This window comes from Corynebacterium suranareeae (assembly GCF_002355155.1).
Taxonomy (GTDB): Bacteria; Actinomycetota; Actinomycetes; order Mycobacteriales; family Mycobacteriaceae; genus Corynebacterium; species Corynebacterium suranareeae.
The window spans coordinates 1,710,211-1,726,796 of sequence record NZ_AP017369.1; the positions used below are offsets into that span (position 1 = coordinate 1,710,211).

The following is a 16,586-nucleotide window of genomic DNA, read 5'->3' on the forward strand; positions in this document are numbered from 1 at the left end:
TCTCCTGCCGTAAATCGGTCCTTCTGAGAATTGACTGCCTTTTTTAAAAGCATTCGATCCTCATCCACACCATGCAACAAACTAATACTTAACGTTAATCCATCACACGTTAGCGCCGTCACATGGGTGCTTCATAGCGGTTTGGCTCACCCCTGAGGTGATTCTAGGGATAACCCTTAAGCGGATTACCCCCTAAACATTAACTCAGGCTACCCTAAATAGTCTAAATGCCGGTGAGTGGGGTCAGTTCGTGGCTTTCCAACCCATCGAGTAGCTGATCAATGGACTGAGAAGTTTCCACCAACTCCCCTACTTTTTCCCTGGTCAATCCATCAAGACCACTGGTGTGTACCCGGTACTCTCTCGCTGTGGAGTTAGCGACAATTAGCGATTCCCAGTTCGCGGCAAGCACGGAGTCGCCGAATTTATCCATCACGCGACCACGGAAATATGCCCTGGAATCCTGCGGAGGTGTCGCTGCAGCAGCGGCGATATCTTGCGCACTGCACAGTGTGACCATTCGACCTTTAGACACAAGTGCATGATAAAGACTCTTATGTGGATCAATATCGCTGTATTGCAAATCGATCAGATACATCTTGGGATCACTGATAGATAGACCGCGTGCCTCAAAGGATTTAATAAGCGCGAGTTTGGCTGTCCAATCAAGCAGATGGCTAGTAGACAGCGGATCCTGGCCAAGCAGATCAAGCACTTCGTTCCACTGGGTAACAACGCGTTGTTCCACCTCAGATTCAGCAAAGGAGCGCACTTTATCCAAGTAGCCCCGCAAGATTTCAAGGGCTGAAAGCTCAGTGCCATTCGCCAATGTCAAACGGTGTGTCAGGCTTAAGTCATGAGAAACCTTGGATACTTCTTTCACTGCATTTTTGAGTGTGAATTCAGTAAAATCCACACCAGCTTCAATGGCATCAAGCACCAATGAAGTCATGCCGAACTTTAGGAAGTTTGCCGTCTGCGACATATTTGCATCGCCAATGATCACATGCAGGCGTCCCCAGTGGTCAGGATCTGCATGTGGCTCATCACGGGTGTTGATAATGCCACGGTTGAGTGTGGTTTCCAGTGAAATTTCTTGCTCAATATAATCTGCGCGCTGGCTAATTTGGAATCCGGGCTTATCACCTTGTTGGCCTAGTCCCACACGTCCAGCCCCAATGATTACTTGTCGGCACACAAAAAACGGGATCAATGCTTGGGCCAATACATCAAAATCGGTGTCGCGGGCATAGCGATAGTTCTCATGCGAACCATAACTAGCACCTTTGCCATCGACATTGTTTTTATAGATTTTCAGCGGCGGGCATGGATCATGTCCATCCAATACAGAGCGGTTTTGGCTGCTAAAACCAGCGACATCAGCCACAGCTTGGAGCAAAATATGATCTCCTGCTGCGTCATAAACCATGGCATCCCAGGCATTGGTGACTTCTGGTGAGGAGTACTCCGGGTGCGCGTGGTCCACATAAAAGCGGGCACCATTGGGCACAAACACGTTAGCTACACCAATGGCATGAGGGTCAACCACAGGTGCTTGGTGATAACGGCGAAGATCAAACCCTCGGGTATCTCGCAGGGGAGATTCCTGAGCATAATCCCAGCGCACCCGGTGTTCACCGAAACCACGTGCGGTGGAATAGGCAACAACGGCATGTGTGGAGGTGACAATTGGGCTTAACAGTGGAGCCGACGGTGTGGAGATACCGTATTCGGTCTCTGACCCCATAAAACGCGCCATTTAAATTACTACCTCCACGTGAGAAACTTGTTTGCCTTGACGTCCGGTGATCCTGGACCATTCATCTGGGTTTGAAGTATTAGGCAGGTCTTCGCTTTGCTGGTTTTCCTCATCAATGGCTTGGATTAATTGCTCCGCAGTAAGTCCAATGCTGGTGCCCTCAATGTGAGCTTTAATCGCAGCTTTTTTGGCACGGTCAACAATATTGGCAATCATCGCGCCAGAGACAAAGTGGTGGTAATTCAGTGTTTCTACTGAACCATCAATAAGCGTTAAACGCACATAGGGACGCGGGGTAAACAGGTGCTCCACTGCGCGATCAATGAGCTCCTCAGCAGGTTGCGCCAGCGGAATGGAGTCATTGATATAACGGGTGAAGATATCGTGAGCACCCTGCTTGTTGGGGCGGTTGATGCGGATCTTGATATCGAGGCGGCCTGGGCGCAAAATAGCCGGGTCAATTAATTCCTCGCGGTTGGTTGCACCAACAACAATGACATTGGATAAATCTTCCACGCCGTCTAGTTCTGCGAGCAATTGTGGCACCACAGTGGTTTCCATATCAGAGCTCACACCTGAGCCGCGAGTACGGAAAATTGATTCCATCTCATCAAAGAAAATTATGACAGGGCGACCATCCCCGGCTAGCTCACGGGCGCGTTCAAAAATCACCCGGATCTGACGCTCAGTTTCACCCACATACTTATTAAGCAGCTCTGGACCTTTAACGTTGATGAAATAAGACGTTCCGGTCTCCCCAATGCGCTTAGCCAAAGAATTAGCCACAGCCTTGGCAATTAGCGTTTTACCGCAACCCGGAGGGCCATACAGCAGCACACCTTTAGGTGGATGCAAGTTATAGGACCGGTACATCTCAGGATGCAAAAATGGCAGCTCAACGGCATCTTGGATTAATTCAATCTGCTCATCCAAACCACCAATATCCTGGTAGGACACATCCGGCGCTTCTTCCAGAGCAAGCCTGGAGATCTCTGTTTTGGCAATCGCCTCAAAAGCGTAGCCCGCTTTGCGGTCAACAAGCAGGGTGTCACCGGGGCGCGGCAGCTTTGCGGTGCGATCCATTAAAGGCCCAGCAAGCTTTACGACGCGCTCCTCCCCCGACCTATCCGACACCAAGGCACGATCCCGGCCGATCATCTCCATCAACGTGGCTAATTCACCTGTTTGCTCAAAGTCACAGGCCTCAAGGACTTGATTGCCCTCCCCCAAACGAACTTGCACACCTGGCATAAGATCAGCAGCACACAACATGGGAGAAACTGCAACCCGCATGCGACGTCCACCCGCAAAGATCTCTGCATTGGAGCCATCTTTTGAACTCTCGAGGAAGGTGCCATACACCGACGGTGGCTGCGCCATATCTTCTAGCTGCGAAAACAGAACGGACAACTTATCCCGAGAAGATTTCAGCATCTCCGCCAACTTAGAGTTACGTGCCCCAAGGTCTGAGTTGGTGCGTTTGAGCTGACGCACCTCATCAGATAACCGAGTTAATTCCTCCCGGTTAAAATCACTAAAGGAGTTAGAAGCTGAAGAATTAGTTGGTGAACTCATGTTCACCACTCTAACCCTTTAGAAGCTTTTAACCCGGTGTTTTTATCGGCGTGCTTTGCGTTGCGGGCGTGGAGGCTCCACACCATCAGCCAACCGCCTGGTCAACACCAAAAACGCGGTGTGGGCGTTCATGCGGTGCTCAGGGCGAGTAGCTAACCCCTCCACCTTCCAATCACGAACCAAAGATTCCCACGCGCGTGGCTCGGTAAAGCACTTTTGCTCGCGAATACCTTCCATAACCTTCATCAGCTGCGGCACGGTAGCCACATAGGTCATGAACACACCACCTGGAATGAGGAGATCTTTGCAGGTCTCCAGCATTTCCCACGGCTCGAGCATATCCAAAATAATGCGATCCACAGGTCCACCGAGATCATCAACGGTTACTTCCTTGAGATCTCCCAAACGAGGATCCCAGGTAGCTGGACGCTCACCGAAGTACTCCTCGACGTTCGATACCGCGTACTCCAAATGATCCTCTCGGATTTCATAGGAGATCACATTGCCTTTTTCACCCACAGCACGCAGCAACGCCATAGACAGCGCACCTGATCCTGCACCTGCTTCCAGCACCCTAGCACCTGGGAAAATATCTCCCTCGACCAAAATCTGTGCGGAATCCTTTGGGTAAATAACAGCCGCGCCGCGAGGCATGCTCAACACATGGTCGACCATAAGGTGGCGGAAGCACAGATAATCAGACCCCATGGTTGACTGCACAACGGTGCCTTCGTCTGCACCGATGATGTCATCGTGTGCAATTTGTCCGCGGTGGGTGTGGTAGGTGGTGCCTGGTTCCAAAATGATGGTGAAATGGCGTCGTTTAGCGTCGGTGAGCTGAACGCGGTCGCCAGCTTGGAACGGACCTGAGTAGGGCATGTGCCCTCACTTTCTCTTCGTGCTTGTAACTCGGCGTTAATTTACCAGATAGGCTTCCAAGGCTTGTTCAAACCACATCAGATCCTTAATTCCAGCCATTTCACGTGCCGAGTGCATCGACAACAACGGGATGCCCACATCAACTGAATCAATACCCAATCGGGTTGCGCTGATCGGCCCGATCGTGGACCCACAAGGCACATCATTGTTTCCAGCGAACACCTGATGAGGCACACCCGCGATCTGACATGCACGAATCCACATACCAGAGGTCACCGCATCAGAGGTGTAGCGCTGATTGGCATTGACTTTTAGAACAGGACCTTTGCCAATGATGGGATAGTTCACCGGATCATGCTTTTCTGGGAAATTCGGGTGAATGGAATGGGCAGCATCAGCAGACACCATTGATGACCGATTAAACATTCTGCGGCGCTCATCTTCATCAGCCCCCAATGCTCGCGCCGTGCGATTGAGAACATCTTCTAGAAGTGGCCCTGCTGCCCCTGATGCGGAATTACTGCCTACTTCTTCATGGTCAAATGCAGCCATCACTAAAATATCTGAGCCTGCATCTTCAGACTGTGACGCAGCGATAAGCGCAGTCATTGATGGATGAACGCTACTTAAATTATCCAGCCGGCCAGAGGCTAAGAAATCCCCATGCGCACCAAACACTTCCGCGTCCTGGGTGGCAACGGTAATCAGATCATGGCTGATAATATCTGCAGGTTCCACACCAGCTGCGCCAGCGATCACATCCATGATGGATACGTCTGGTTCACCAACCGCAAACACCGGCTGGAGATGACGTTGAGGATTCAATGTCAATTGTGAATTCACAGTGCGATCCAGGTGGATAGCCACATGCGGGATACGTAAAATCGGGCCGGTATTGACAAGCTTGACGGACCCGTCGGCAAGCACAATGCGGCCTGCTAAGGCCAGCTCCCTATCCAGCCAGCTCGCGAGAATGGGGCCGCCATAGACCTCCACGCCCGCCTGCTGCCAACCATGGGAGGAGAGATCACCGCTGGGTTTTAACTTAAAACCAGGAGAATCCGTGTGTGAACCGATGATACGGAACCCGGATTCCGGTGATGCGTCTTCTGGCACCCACCACGCCACGACTGCTCCCCCGCGAACGCTCACGTGCCCTCCAGGGCGGGCATCCCATTCATCGGTATCTTCCTGACGAATGAACCCCTCATGGATCAACCTGCGTTCCACCGCCGCAGCCGCATGGTATGAACTCGGGCTTAGGGCAATAAAACTTAAAAAATCGTCAGTTACATGCATAGGACAAGGGTAGCCAAAATTCCGGCCCTGGCGCAGGGCTTTGTTTTGATGTCCCACAAAGACGATAAGGTAGGAAACCATTATGACCAGCCCAGTAGAACCGCCCCAAAAGAAACCCCGCCCGTTAGCACTATCCCCATCGCGCGCCGGGGATTACCAACAATGCCCATTGCTCTATCGTTTTCGCGCGATTGATCGTTTGCCAGAACCTAAGACCGTTGCCCAGGTCAAAGGAACATTAGTGCATGCAGTGTTGGAATATATGCACAAATTGCCACGGGAGGAACGTGACTATCCGGCAATGGTTAAGCGTTTAAAACCAACCTGGGCGCAGATGTGTGAAGAAGACGAGGAACTTTTAGAGCTCGTTCCAGAAGAGGACCTTTATGATTTTCTCGTGGAATCTCGTAGTCTGTTGCGCGGCTATTTTGAGATGGAAAACCCACAAGGCTTCGACGCCACCGAATGCGAAATGTATGTAGACACCATTTTGCCCAATGGCGTGCCAGTACGTGGATTTATTGACCGGGTCGACACCGCGCCCACCGGCCAGGTTCGCGTCGTTGACTACAAAACCGGCAAAAAGCCAAAACCTCAATGGAGCCAACAAGCACAGTTCCAAATGCTGTTTTACGCCTTGGTGTACTGGAGAATGTTCAATGAAATCCCAGCACAACTGCGGTTAATGTATTTAAAGGTTAATGACTCAATGTTTCTAACCCCCTCCCGGGAACAGTTAGAATATTTCGAACGTGACCTGGGAGAGCTGTGGGCGAAGATTGAAATGGACGGCAAAGCTGGCCATTTTCGAACAAAAACTTCCAAGCTGTGTGGCTGGTGCCCGCATCAGTCATTGTGCCCAGAATTTGGTGGAGTACCACCGGAATACCCTGGTTGGCCTGGCAGTACTGCTGACTAGCCTAGTCCTGAGTCAACCCAAAGGTTGATATTTCGACGTTTGCCAAAATGACTAGGGTAAATGCAGGTTAGGGACGCTTTACCTGTGTTGCGTGGAATTCCTGCAGGATTATTCTTTAAGTAGAACCTCTCCCAAAAGTTCTTTTTATAAGTTTTTCCAAAATTGCAGGATCTCAGCAATCGGGATCCCATGATCCACGAAAGGAGTGTTCGTGGTAGCTCCGCAGCCCCGGAAACCGCAACACCCGGGTCAGATTTTAAGCGAAAGATTCCTATTACCCCGCGGAATCAGTCATTACGATCTGGCCAAAACCCTCCACATCACAGAATCCACGATTACTAATTTTGTGGAAGGAAGGACAGATCTCACCATCGGTCTAGCCGTCCGTCTTTCGCGCATATTTGATCTCAGCACCCAGGAATGGATTGCCCTACAAAGGTCTTTTGATCAGGCATATCGCCGATCAGCTTAATCCCCTTTTCAACCCACAGCTTTTTGCTGTGGGTATTTTTTGTCCATTAACTGCCCAATAGCGATATCTCCCCCTGTGCTTTTGAGGTGTCTTCATAGAAAAAATCCCCACTGTTGATTAACTCAACGTGGGGGTCTTTACTTCAAGAAACCGCTCCTAGCACTGTGGCGGTGAAGTATTTACCTAGTGGCGAGAGTGTTTTCTTAAAGTTGCTACATAGAATGCGAAAGCAACGACAATCACCGCTGCCAATGTTGCGTACATGACGTTATACCCGGTGACTGTTACCAAGCTGCCAAGCAAAATTGGGCCCAAGCCAATGCCAATATCGGTAAACAGGAACAGTGTGGAAATTCCGGAACCAACTTGATTGTGTGGAACTGAATCAACTGCAATTGCCTGAGCGGCCGGCATGATGGTGCCATATCCCAAACCGGTTAATGCGCCAGCGACAACAATGTGCCAGTCTTCAGTAGCTAGAGCCATTAAAACAAGTGCTAGGCCAAAGCTGACTAATCCGAAGTAGATAACTGGGTTAGCTCCGTGCTTGTCTTGAATTCGTCCAAGGAAAAAGCGCATGCCCAGCATGGCTACGGCGTATGCAATGAAGAATAGGCCAGCGCCGGTGGTGAGGTTGTTTTCTTGGGCGAATCCATTGAGGAAGGTAATAACACCGGCATAGGCAAGGCCGACAGCGAGCATGAAAAATCCGATGAGCATGACCGATGGGTGGACAACTGTCTTAATTGACCAGGCTGGCTTAGCTCCGTTTTTTTCTGAAGTTTTAAGGTGTTCAGGTTTGCGAATGCAGAATGTAAGGACAAGACCAAAAACACTTGTTGCAGTGGTGATCCAGAACAAGGTGTTGTAGCTGAATTCATCAATAACAAAGAGGGCAACAGCTGGTCCAAATGCTGTAGCTAAGGTTGAACCTAAAGCAAAGTAGCCTGTACCTTCCGCCCTACGGCTTGGAGGAATTACCGACTGAACCAATGCCATGACTGCCGTAGAGGCAAGTGAATAGGAAAAACCGTGGATCAGTCGAACGACGATGAGGGTTGATAGTGAGGCAGCAGGGATATAAAACAGTGATGCTACCGTGCCCAAGGCAACGAAAATGAGCAGGATTTGCTTCTTACCAAAGCGATCAGCTGCCCATCCAGCAAAAATTCGGGCGACAGTTGCACCGACAACGAAAGCACTGGCAGCAAAGCCACCTGCAGTTTCCGATACAGCGAAACTCTTCATCGCATAAAGCGCCATGACCGTAACTAGGAAATAGAAGCTTAGGTACTGGGTGAGGTTAACCAGCCAACCCAGAATGAAAGTTGCGGTAAACAGAGGCGTTGATTGCGAGTTGTGTGGTTTGATGTCCGTTCGTGCGGTTACTGCCACGTAGTCCTCCTATGCGATTGGGGTGTAAAAAAATTATTAAAATTCAAAAATTGAAAGAATACTTTAAGTATTACCCTATTGCATTGTACAAAAGTGCAGGTTAAACGTAAAGTAATGTTCCAATAACCCCAATCCACAACAAAATAGACTCATGTCACACTGCCCCCTTGGATATCATTACCGAATGCGTCCGAAAGCGTCGAGCAAAAAATTGAACCCAACGGCTGCAATCAGCGCCGTTGGGTTCATTAAGGAAACTAAAACTTCCGTTAGTTCTCCAGATTAATTTTCTAAGTACAGCTTTCCTCGGAAAATTGGGTGCATGAGGTTTTGCTTGGATAGCACGGTGTCCAAAGTCTTTTCATCCATCAACTTTTTCTCCAGGATAAGATCACGCACTGACCGGCCAGTCTCAGCTGCTTCTTTACCGATTTCATCACCAATATCGTGGCCCAAGAACGGGTTGAGGTAAGTGATGATACCGATAGAATTATCAACATACGCTCGGCACACATCAGCGTTCGCCGTTATTCCTACCACGCACTTTTCACGAAGCGTTTTTGCAGCATTGCCCAAAATACGCAGTGATTGGAACAAAGACTCACCAATGACAGGTTCCATCACATTCAGCTGCAATTGGCCAGCTTCCGCTGCCATGGTCACGGTGAGATCATTACCAAATACCTTGAAGCACACCTGGTTAACCACTTCAGGGATAACCGGGTTCACCTTTGCCGGCATGATTGATGAACCGGCCTGGCGTGGTGGAAGGTTAATCTCATTAAGACCAGCACGAGGACCCGACGACAGCAACCTAAGATCATTACAAATCTTGGACAACTTCATGGCAGCGCGCTTTACAGCTGAGTGAGCATGCACATACGCACCAGTATCGGAGGTTGCTTCAATGAGATCGCGCGCTGATTTCATCTCCAAGCCAGTTACTTCAGACAAAGCAGCTACGACCTGGTGGCGGTATCCAGCAGGAGTGTTAACTCCTGTTCCAATGGCTGTAGCACCAAGGTTTACTTCCAATAGGCGGCGTGCAGCTTCACGCAAGACGGCTTGTTCTTCAGCCAAGTTGTGTGCAAAGGCTTGGAATTCTTCACCAAGGCTCATTGGCACGGCATCTTGCAGCTGAGTGCGACCCATCTTGATGATGTCGACGAACTCATTGCCCTTCTCGCGGAAAGCAACCTGCAAATGGTCAATCTCTGAAATCAGAGTTTGCAGACCCGCATAGATACCCAATCGGAAACCTGTTGGGTAAGCATCGTTGGTGGACTGGGACATGTTGACATCATCCATGGGGTGCAGAACGTGGTATTCGCCCTTTTCATGTCCCATGTACTCCAATGCGAGGTTTGCCACCACCTCATTGGTGTTCATGTTTAAGGAGGTGCCAGCACCACCCTGGAACACGTCAATTGGGAATTGATCCATGCAGCGTCCCTCAACCAAAATCTGATCACACGCCCACACAATCGCTTCTGCCTTATCCGCTGGCAAGGTGTGTAGACGACGGTTGGCTAGCGCAGCTGCCTTTTTCACCTGAACCATGCCACGAATGAAGTCTGGAACGTGGTTGATGGTGGTGCGTGAGATTTGGAAGTTATCGACGGCACGTAAGGTGTGCACGCCGTAATAAGCATGAGACGGAACCTCAAGCTCCCCGAGAAGATCCGATTCAATACGGAACTTCTTGGCTGCAGCGGGTTTTGCCTTGCTCGTAGCTGTCGATTCCGATGCGCTGTCTGAAGACTGCGTTTCTTTGCTGGCGATGTGGTTCTCGCCGTTCACAACATCCTCGGCTTTTGCCTCATTTTTAGTTTCAGCTGAAGATTTGCTGCTCGTCCTAGACATGTACTGCCTCTCACAAGTTGATGGAAATCACAATGGTGCTTTGGATAATCCTACGTACATGTGAGAGGCAGTGTGGAACTTCCCCCTACATTTTCGGGGGTAGTTTTAAAACTAAATGCGAGCGATACGGATTTCTGAAGCCAAGATAGCTTCCGCTCCATGTCCAGCGAGCTTATCCATGATGGCGTTTGCTGATCGACGTGGCACCATTGCGCGCACTGCCACCCAATTATCACGAGCCAGCGGCGACACCGTAGGACCGGATAGACCTGGAGTTACTGCAGTTGCAGCATCGAGGTTGTCGCGGTCGACGTTGTAATCCAACATGAGGAAATTTTGCGCGTGCAAAATACCTTGAATTCGACGCAACAGGATCTGTTGTTCTGGAGTTACTTTCTCTTCCTTGCGTCCAACGATGACAGCCTCTGACGTACACAGGGCTTCACCAAACGGTGCAAGGCCCTGCTGGCGCAACGTCCGACCGGTAGACACTACATCGGCAATAGCATCTGCCACACCAAGTTTGATAGAGACCTCTACCGCCCCATCCAGGCGGAGCACCTCAGCCGACAGGCCGCGGGCTGCAAGGTCATCGCGCACAAGGTTGGGATAAGAGGTAGCAATACGCTTTCCATCAAGCTTTTCAATGCTCCATTCCTGATCAGCAGGAGCTGCATAGCGGAATGTGGAGGAGCCGAAGCCTAGGGATAAAACCTCGTGGACATCCGCACGAGAATCACGGGCCAAGTCACGGCCTGTGATACCTAGATCGAGCTGTCCACCCGCAACGTAGATGGCGATATCTTTAGGACGGAGGAAGAAAAACTCAACGTTGTTTGCTTCATCAAAAACGTTTAAGGATTTGGAATCTCCACGGCCTGCGTAACCTGCCTCAGAGAGGATTTCCATGGCACGCTCAGACAGCGAACCTTTGTTTGGTACAGCGATTTTCAACATGATTGCTTTAAAACTCCTACAGGTTCTTGTAGATATCTTCTGGCTTCAGGCCGCGAGCAACCATGATGACTTGAGTCCAATAAATAAGCTGGGAGATTTCTCCAGCTAGCTCTTCATCGGTTTCATACTCGGCTGCAATCCAGACCTCTCCGGCTTCTTCGATGACCTTCTTACCCAGATGATGGATACCTTTATCTAAAGCAGCCACAGTTCCAGAGCCCTCGGGGCGGGTCTGAGCACGGTTAAGAAGTTCTTCGTACAGCGAGTCAAATGTCTTCACTCGGTACATTCTTCCACACAACAGTTATCAATGTGTGTTTGGGGGAGGATATTATCCAGGTTCTTAATCTCCTGCCCCACCAGCTTTTATTTCACGACCCCTGCTGGTTCGATATCGTGATACCACTGAGTGACCATGTCGGCGGTCACTCCTTCAAACGTGTTGGCTCCATGCAAAGATCTTAAAGCGACCACTCCAGCAGGTGCTTCGACTTCTTCTGGATGAAGTCCGATAACCCGACAGCCTGCGGTAACAGCTCCAAGCATGCCGTTGTAGGAATCTTCAAAGACAAGGCACTCTGAAGGATCAAGACCTACACGTTTAGCAGCTTCCAAATACATGTCCGGAGCCGGTTTAGGGGATGGAACTTCATCGCCTGCAATAGAACCAATGAAAAATTCATCTCCTACCGCTGCAACCGAACGCGTTGCTAATTCTCGCTCGGTGTTGGTGGTCACCAGCATGGGAATGCCTAAGGCTTTAAGCTCCGCAAGTAGCTCGGTTACGCCAGGGTTTGGGACGAGGGATTCGTCGAAAAGCTCATGGACGCGGGCGAACATGCCCGCCCTGTAGCGCTCATAGTCAGCGTCGCTCAACGTTATGCCTGCGTGCTCTGCGCATAAGCGCATAGTGCGCGGCAGGCTCGAGCCGACGGTGAGTTCCCGCAGTTCCGGGGTAAGCCTGCGACCCATGGCTTCACTGAGCTCATAGGTGGCAATGCCCCACTGTGGCTCAGAATCCACCATCGTGCCGTCCATATCCCAGAAAATAGCCTTAATCATGCCGTCAACCTTAGTGAATATGGCACGATCTGCAATCTTTAGGAAATGCTAAGTGCTAGACATTAAAGTACTTAGCTTCTGGGTGATAGAGCACAAAAGCATCCGTGGATTGCTCGGGATGCAATTGAAGTTCCTCAGACAATTCCACGCCAATGCGCTCTGGCTCAAGTAATTCAACCAACTTGATGCGATCTTCCAAGTTCGGGCACGAGCCATATCCAAAGGAGAAACGCGCACCGCGATAATCCAAGTCGAAGAACTTGGTTTTATCTTCTGGATCAAAATCAGCCACTGACCCACCATCGTTCAGTGTTAATTCGCTGCGCACACGCGAGTGCCAGTACTCAGCCAAAGCTTCAGTCAACTGCACACCGATACCGTGAACTTCAAGGTATTCACGGTATTCATTAGCGGCAAAAAGCTCATTGGCAAAGTCTGCAATCGGATTGCCCATGGTCACCAACTGGAATGGCATGACATCTACTTGGCCGTCTTTAATAGCCTGCTCACGGGGACGAATAAAGTCTGCGATACACAAGAACCGGCCACGCTGCTGGCGAGGGAAATTAAAGCGCATTCGTTCAGGCGCCTGCGGATCAGCAGATTCCAAAATGACCACGTCATCGCCTTCAGCGACTGCTGGGAAATATCCGTAGACCAACGCAACATGGTCCAAAATACCTTCAGCTTTCAACCGATCAAGCCAATAACGCAAACGTGGTCGGCCTTCGGTTTCCACCAAATCTTCATAGGAAGGGCCTTCTCCGCCACGGGTAGATTTCAGACCCCACTGCCCCATGAACAGCGCGCGTTCATCGAGGTTGCCCAAGAATTCCGCCAAAGGCAAGCCCTTGACAATGCGGGTTCCCCAGAAAGGTGGGGCAGCTGTTGGCGTATCAGTGGATACATCAGAGCGCTCAGGGACTACAACAGGTTCTGCATTGGCTTTACGCTCTGCAGCGATCCGACGCGAACGTTCATTACGAGCTTTGCGCTCCGCTTTCTTTTTCGCCTGCTCAATCGCTTCTGGAGAATCCGGATCTAAACCTTCACCGCGCTTTTCCGCCATGACCTCATCCATGAGACGCAAACCTTCAAAGGCATCACGGGCATAGTAGACATCGCCTTCATATACCTCATCGAGATCATTTTCCACGTAGGTACGAGTCAATGCGGCGCCACCCAAGATCACTGGGTAATTAGATACCCCCGCATTGTTCATTTCTTCGAGGTTTTCTTTCATCACCACGGTGGACTTCACAAGAAGCCCAGACATGCCAATAACATCGGCGTTGTGTTCTTGCGCAGCTTCGAGCATGGCAGAAATCGGTTGCTTGATACCTAGATTGATCACGTCATATCCGTTGTTGGACAAGATAATGTCAACTAGGTTCTTACCGATATCGTGGACATCGCCTTTCACCGTGGCAATGACCATTTTTCCTTTTCCAGCTGCCTGCGCAGTGCCGGACGCTTCGGCTTCTTCCTCCATAAACGGCTCTAAGTAGGCCACCGCAGTTTTCATTGTTTCTGCGGATTGCAACACGAATGGCAACTGCATTTGGCCGGAACCAAAGAGCTCTCCCACTGTCTTCATGCCATTGAGCAAGTCTTCATTGATAATCGCAATCGGAGACTTTTCTTTCATGCCGGCTTCCAGATCATCTTCGAGGCCGTTTTTATCCCCATCGATGATGCGTTGGGCTAGACGTTCAAACAGTGGCATGGCCGCCAGCTGCTCTGCGCGGGCATCTTTAGCATCTGCGGCAGACACACCTTCAAACAGCTGCATGAATTCCTGCAAAGGATCATAATCTTCTGCGCGGCGGTCGTAGACCATATCCAACGCCACTTCGCGTTGACGTTCATCAATGCGGTTCATCGGCAAGATTTTGGAACTGTGCGCGATAGCAGAGTCCAATCCAGCTTCAATGCACTCATGAAGGAATACTGAGTTAAGGACCTGGCGTGCAGCGGGGTTAAGGCCAAAGGAAATATTGGACAAGCCCAAGGTGGTGTGAATGTCCGGGTAGCGCTTCTTCAGTTCCCGAATGGCCTCAATTGTTTCAATACCATCTCGTCGGGTTTCTTCCTGACCAGTTGAAATGGGGAACGTCAAACAATCCACTACGATGTCTTTGATCTCTAGACCATAGGTGCCGGTGATATCGGCAATGAGACGCTCTGCGATGCGGACCTTATGCTCTGCGGTACGCGCCTGGCCTTCCTCATCAATGGTGAGTGCAACAACAGCAGCACCGTGTTGTTTTACCAAACGCATAATGCGCTGGTACCGAGAATCCGGGCCATCACCATCTTCAAAGTTGACGGAGTTAACAATGCTCCTGCCACCTAAGTGCTCAAGACCAGTTCGGATAACTTCCGGTTCGGTGGAGTCAATCATAATCGGCAAAGTGGAACTGGTAGCCAACAACGATGCCAGTTGCGCCATATCAGCAGTGCCATCTCGTCCCACGTAATCCACACAAAGATCCAGCATGTGTGCACCATCGCGGGTTTGCTGCTTGGCAATATCCACGCACGTTTCCCAATCGCCAGACAGCATTGCCTCACGGAATGCCTTGGAGCCATTTGAGTTGGTGCGCTCACCGATCATGGAAATACCAGTTTCCTGGGACAGTGGCACCGAGGTGTACAGCGATGCGACAGAGTCCTCTTCCTCCACCTCGCGGGAAGCCTGCTCAACAGGGCCTGCAGGGATCTTGGTTAGCGTGGAGGTTTCCTGCTCTGGAACACCCACCACCGCGTCGCGGACCGCACGGATGTGCTCAGGTGTGGTGCCACAGCAACCACCTACCATGGACAGGCCGTATTCGGAGACGAATCCAGCCAGCGCCTGCGCCAAATCCTCAGCCTCAAGTGGGTATTCTGCACCGTTTTTACCCAGGACAGGAAGACCTGCGTTAGGCATCACCGACACAGGAATATCGGCGTGCTTGGACAGGTAACGCAGGTGCTCGCTCATCTCATCTGGGCCGGTGGCGCAGTTCAGACCAATCATGTCGATACCCAGTGGCTGCAGCGCTGTCAACGCGGCACCGATCTCAGAACCCATGAGCATGGTGCCGGTGGTCTCTACGGTGACGTGGCAAATAATGGGCAAGAATGTATCAAGTTCAGCCATGGCATCTTGAACGCCGTGAACCGCAGCCTTGACCTGAAGCAAGTCCTGAGCAGTCTCAATCAAAAAGGCATCGCCACCACCGTCAATGATGCCAAGCGCTGCTTCCTTGTAGTGCCCACGCAAATCTGCATACGGTGCATGGCCCAACGATGGAAGCTTCGTTCCAGGTCCCAGGGAACCAACCACGAAACGCCGCATGCCGTTTCGGCCCGGCCCCATCTCATCAGCCACTTCCCTAGCCACTGCAGTGCCCTTGTAGGCAAGCTCACGGCAACGATCAGCGATGTCATAATCCGCCAAGTTCGGCAGGTTGCAACCAAAAGTATTGGTCTCAACCAAGTCAGCTCCCGCCTCAAAGTAGGCGCGGTGAATCTGCCTCAACACATCAGGGCGGGTGTCGTTGAGAATCTCATTACACCCCTCCAAATCAAGGAAATCCTTTTCCACGTCCAGGTCAAAGCCTTGGAGCTGGGTGCCCATGGCGCCGTCGCCGATCAACACATGGTTTGCCAACGCATCCAAAAATTCGGAGGAATGTGCGTTGTTGTGGGCTGGTGAAGTAACTGAAGTAGACATTGTGTAGACAGCTTAGTACGGATTAGACAATTCCCGAACTTTTCATTCGCAATTCATTTTCAACGCCGCCTAAGCAACACAGGTAAAGCGCCACTAGTCTCGGTCGCATGACTGACTCCACTCCGCAAGGCTCAACACCAGGCATGTCCCCTGAAGCTATCCTCAACGGCACCGGAAAGCCGTGGGAGGAGTGGCTAAAATTGCTTGACGACGTAAAAGCCACCTCTTGGACTCACACCCACATCGCAAAGCACATCGTGGACAACTTTGATGTCAGCGGCTGGTGGGCTCAAGGCATCGCGATTGGTTATGAATACGAACGTGGCATGCGCAAACCCGGGATGACCAGCGATGGGTTCGCGGCCAATGCCTCCAAAACCCTTAACCTGCCGGTCGAAAAAGTGTGGAAGCTCTTCGGAGACGATGACCTGCGGGCGCAGTGGCTCGATCCCGCACTAATTGAGAAAACTTCCGCCACCGAACCTAGAACATTCAATGCCAAATGGTTGGCCGATGATTCTCGGATCAGTGTTAACTTCACGTCCAAAGGCGACAACAAGTCCAGCTTCGGCATCCAACACCGACGTCTGCCTAACCAAGACAGCATCCCAATCATGAAAGCATTTTGGAAAGAACGCATCGCTGCATTAGTTGAGGTGTCAAAACAATTTTCGCTTTAACATTA

The 16,586-nt window shown here is 50.8% G+C and carries 13 protein-coding genes; 3 read left to right on the forward strand and 10 right to left on the reverse strand.

Annotated elements, in window-relative coordinates; genetic code table 11:
• Positions 1-223: 223 nt before the first annotated feature.
• The 4 genes from dop to N24_RS08080 are packed head-to-tail and all read right to left on the reverse strand — an operon-like array spanning position 224 to position 5,512.
• On the reverse strand, positions 224-1,759 hold the full coding sequence (dop, locus tag N24_RS08065) for a depupylase/deamidase Dop (protein WP_096455906.1): 1,536 nt from the start codon (positions 1,757-1,759) through the stop codon (positions 224-226).
• Positions 1,760-3,343: a proteasome ATPase gene (gene arc / locus N24_RS08070; protein ID WP_197702383.1), complete on the reverse strand. Its 1,584-nt coding sequence runs from the start codon at positions 3,341-3,343 to the stop codon at positions 1,760-1,762.
• Positions 3,344-3,376: 33 nt separating this feature from the next.
• Positions 3,377-4,213, reverse strand: coding sequence for a tRNA (adenine-N1)-methyltransferase (locus N24_RS08075; protein WP_096455908.1), 837 nt, complete (start codon positions 4,211-4,213; stop codon positions 3,377-3,379).
• 36 nt (positions 4,214-4,249) lie between these two features.
• The gene (locus N24_RS08080) at positions 4,250-5,512 is read right to left on the reverse strand and encodes a M18 family aminopeptidase (protein WP_096459964.1); all 1,263 of its coding nucleotides are present in this window, start codon (positions 5,510-5,512) and stop codon (positions 4,250-4,252) included.
• Positions 5,513-5,594: 82 nt separating this feature from the next.
• Between N24_RS08080 and N24_RS08085 the strand changes: the two genes are divergently transcribed.
• Complete coding sequence (locus tag N24_RS08085) at positions 5,595-6,431, forward strand: RecB family exonuclease (protein ID WP_096455910.1); 837 nt, start codon at positions 5,595-5,597, stop codon at positions 6,429-6,431.
• 211 nt (positions 6,432-6,642) lie between these two features.
• A complete protein-coding gene (locus tag N24_RS08090) occupies positions 6,643-6,903 on the forward strand; it encodes a HigA family addiction module antitoxin (RefSeq protein WP_167382065.1) in 261 nt (86 codons plus the stop codon).
• Between the two features lie 183 nt (positions 6,904-7,086).
• Here N24_RS08090 and N24_RS08095 read toward each other — a convergent pair whose 3' ends face one another.
• From N24_RS08095 to metH, 6 genes are all read right to left on the reverse strand, one after another.
• Positions 7,087-8,298 carry an MFS transporter gene (locus N24_RS08095; RefSeq protein WP_096455914.1) on the reverse strand — a complete coding sequence of 404 codons (1,212 nt, stop codon included), beginning with the start codon at positions 8,296-8,298 and terminating at the stop codon, positions 7,087-7,089.
• A gap of 282 nt (positions 8,299-8,580) precedes the next feature.
• Entirely contained in the window at positions 8,581-10,161 is a 1,581-nt protein-coding gene (gene aspA / locus N24_RS08100; RefSeq protein WP_096455916.1) for an aspartate ammonia-lyase, read from the reverse strand.
• Positions 10,162-10,272: 111 nt separating this feature from the next.
• Complete coding sequence (gene hisG / locus N24_RS08105) at positions 10,273-11,118, reverse strand: ATP phosphoribosyltransferase (protein ID WP_096455918.1); 846 nt, start codon at positions 11,116-11,118, stop codon at positions 10,273-10,275.
• Positions 11,119-11,134: 16 nt separating this feature from the next.
• Positions 11,135-11,407, reverse strand: a complete 273-nt coding sequence (locus tag N24_RS08110) for a phosphoribosyl-ATP diphosphatase (RefSeq protein WP_011897259.1) — start codon at positions 11,405-11,407, stop codon at positions 11,135-11,137.
• A gap of 77 nt (positions 11,408-11,484) precedes the next feature.
• Positions 11,485-12,180, reverse strand: a complete 696-nt coding sequence (locus N24_RS08115; protein ID WP_096455920.1) for an HAD family hydrolase — start codon at positions 12,178-12,180, stop codon at positions 11,485-11,487.
• Positions 12,181-12,235: 55 nt separating this feature from the next.
• Positions 12,236-15,901, reverse strand: coding sequence for a methionine synthase (metH, locus tag N24_RS08120; protein ID WP_096455922.1), 3,666 nt, complete (start codon positions 15,899-15,901; stop codon positions 12,236-12,238).
• A gap of 107 nt (positions 15,902-16,008) precedes the next feature.
• Between metH and N24_RS08125 the strand changes: the two genes are divergently transcribed.
• Entirely contained in the window at positions 16,009-16,581 is a 573-nt protein-coding gene (locus tag N24_RS08125; protein WP_096455924.1) for a hypothetical protein, read from the forward strand.
• Positions 16,582-16,586: the final 5 nt, after the last annotated feature.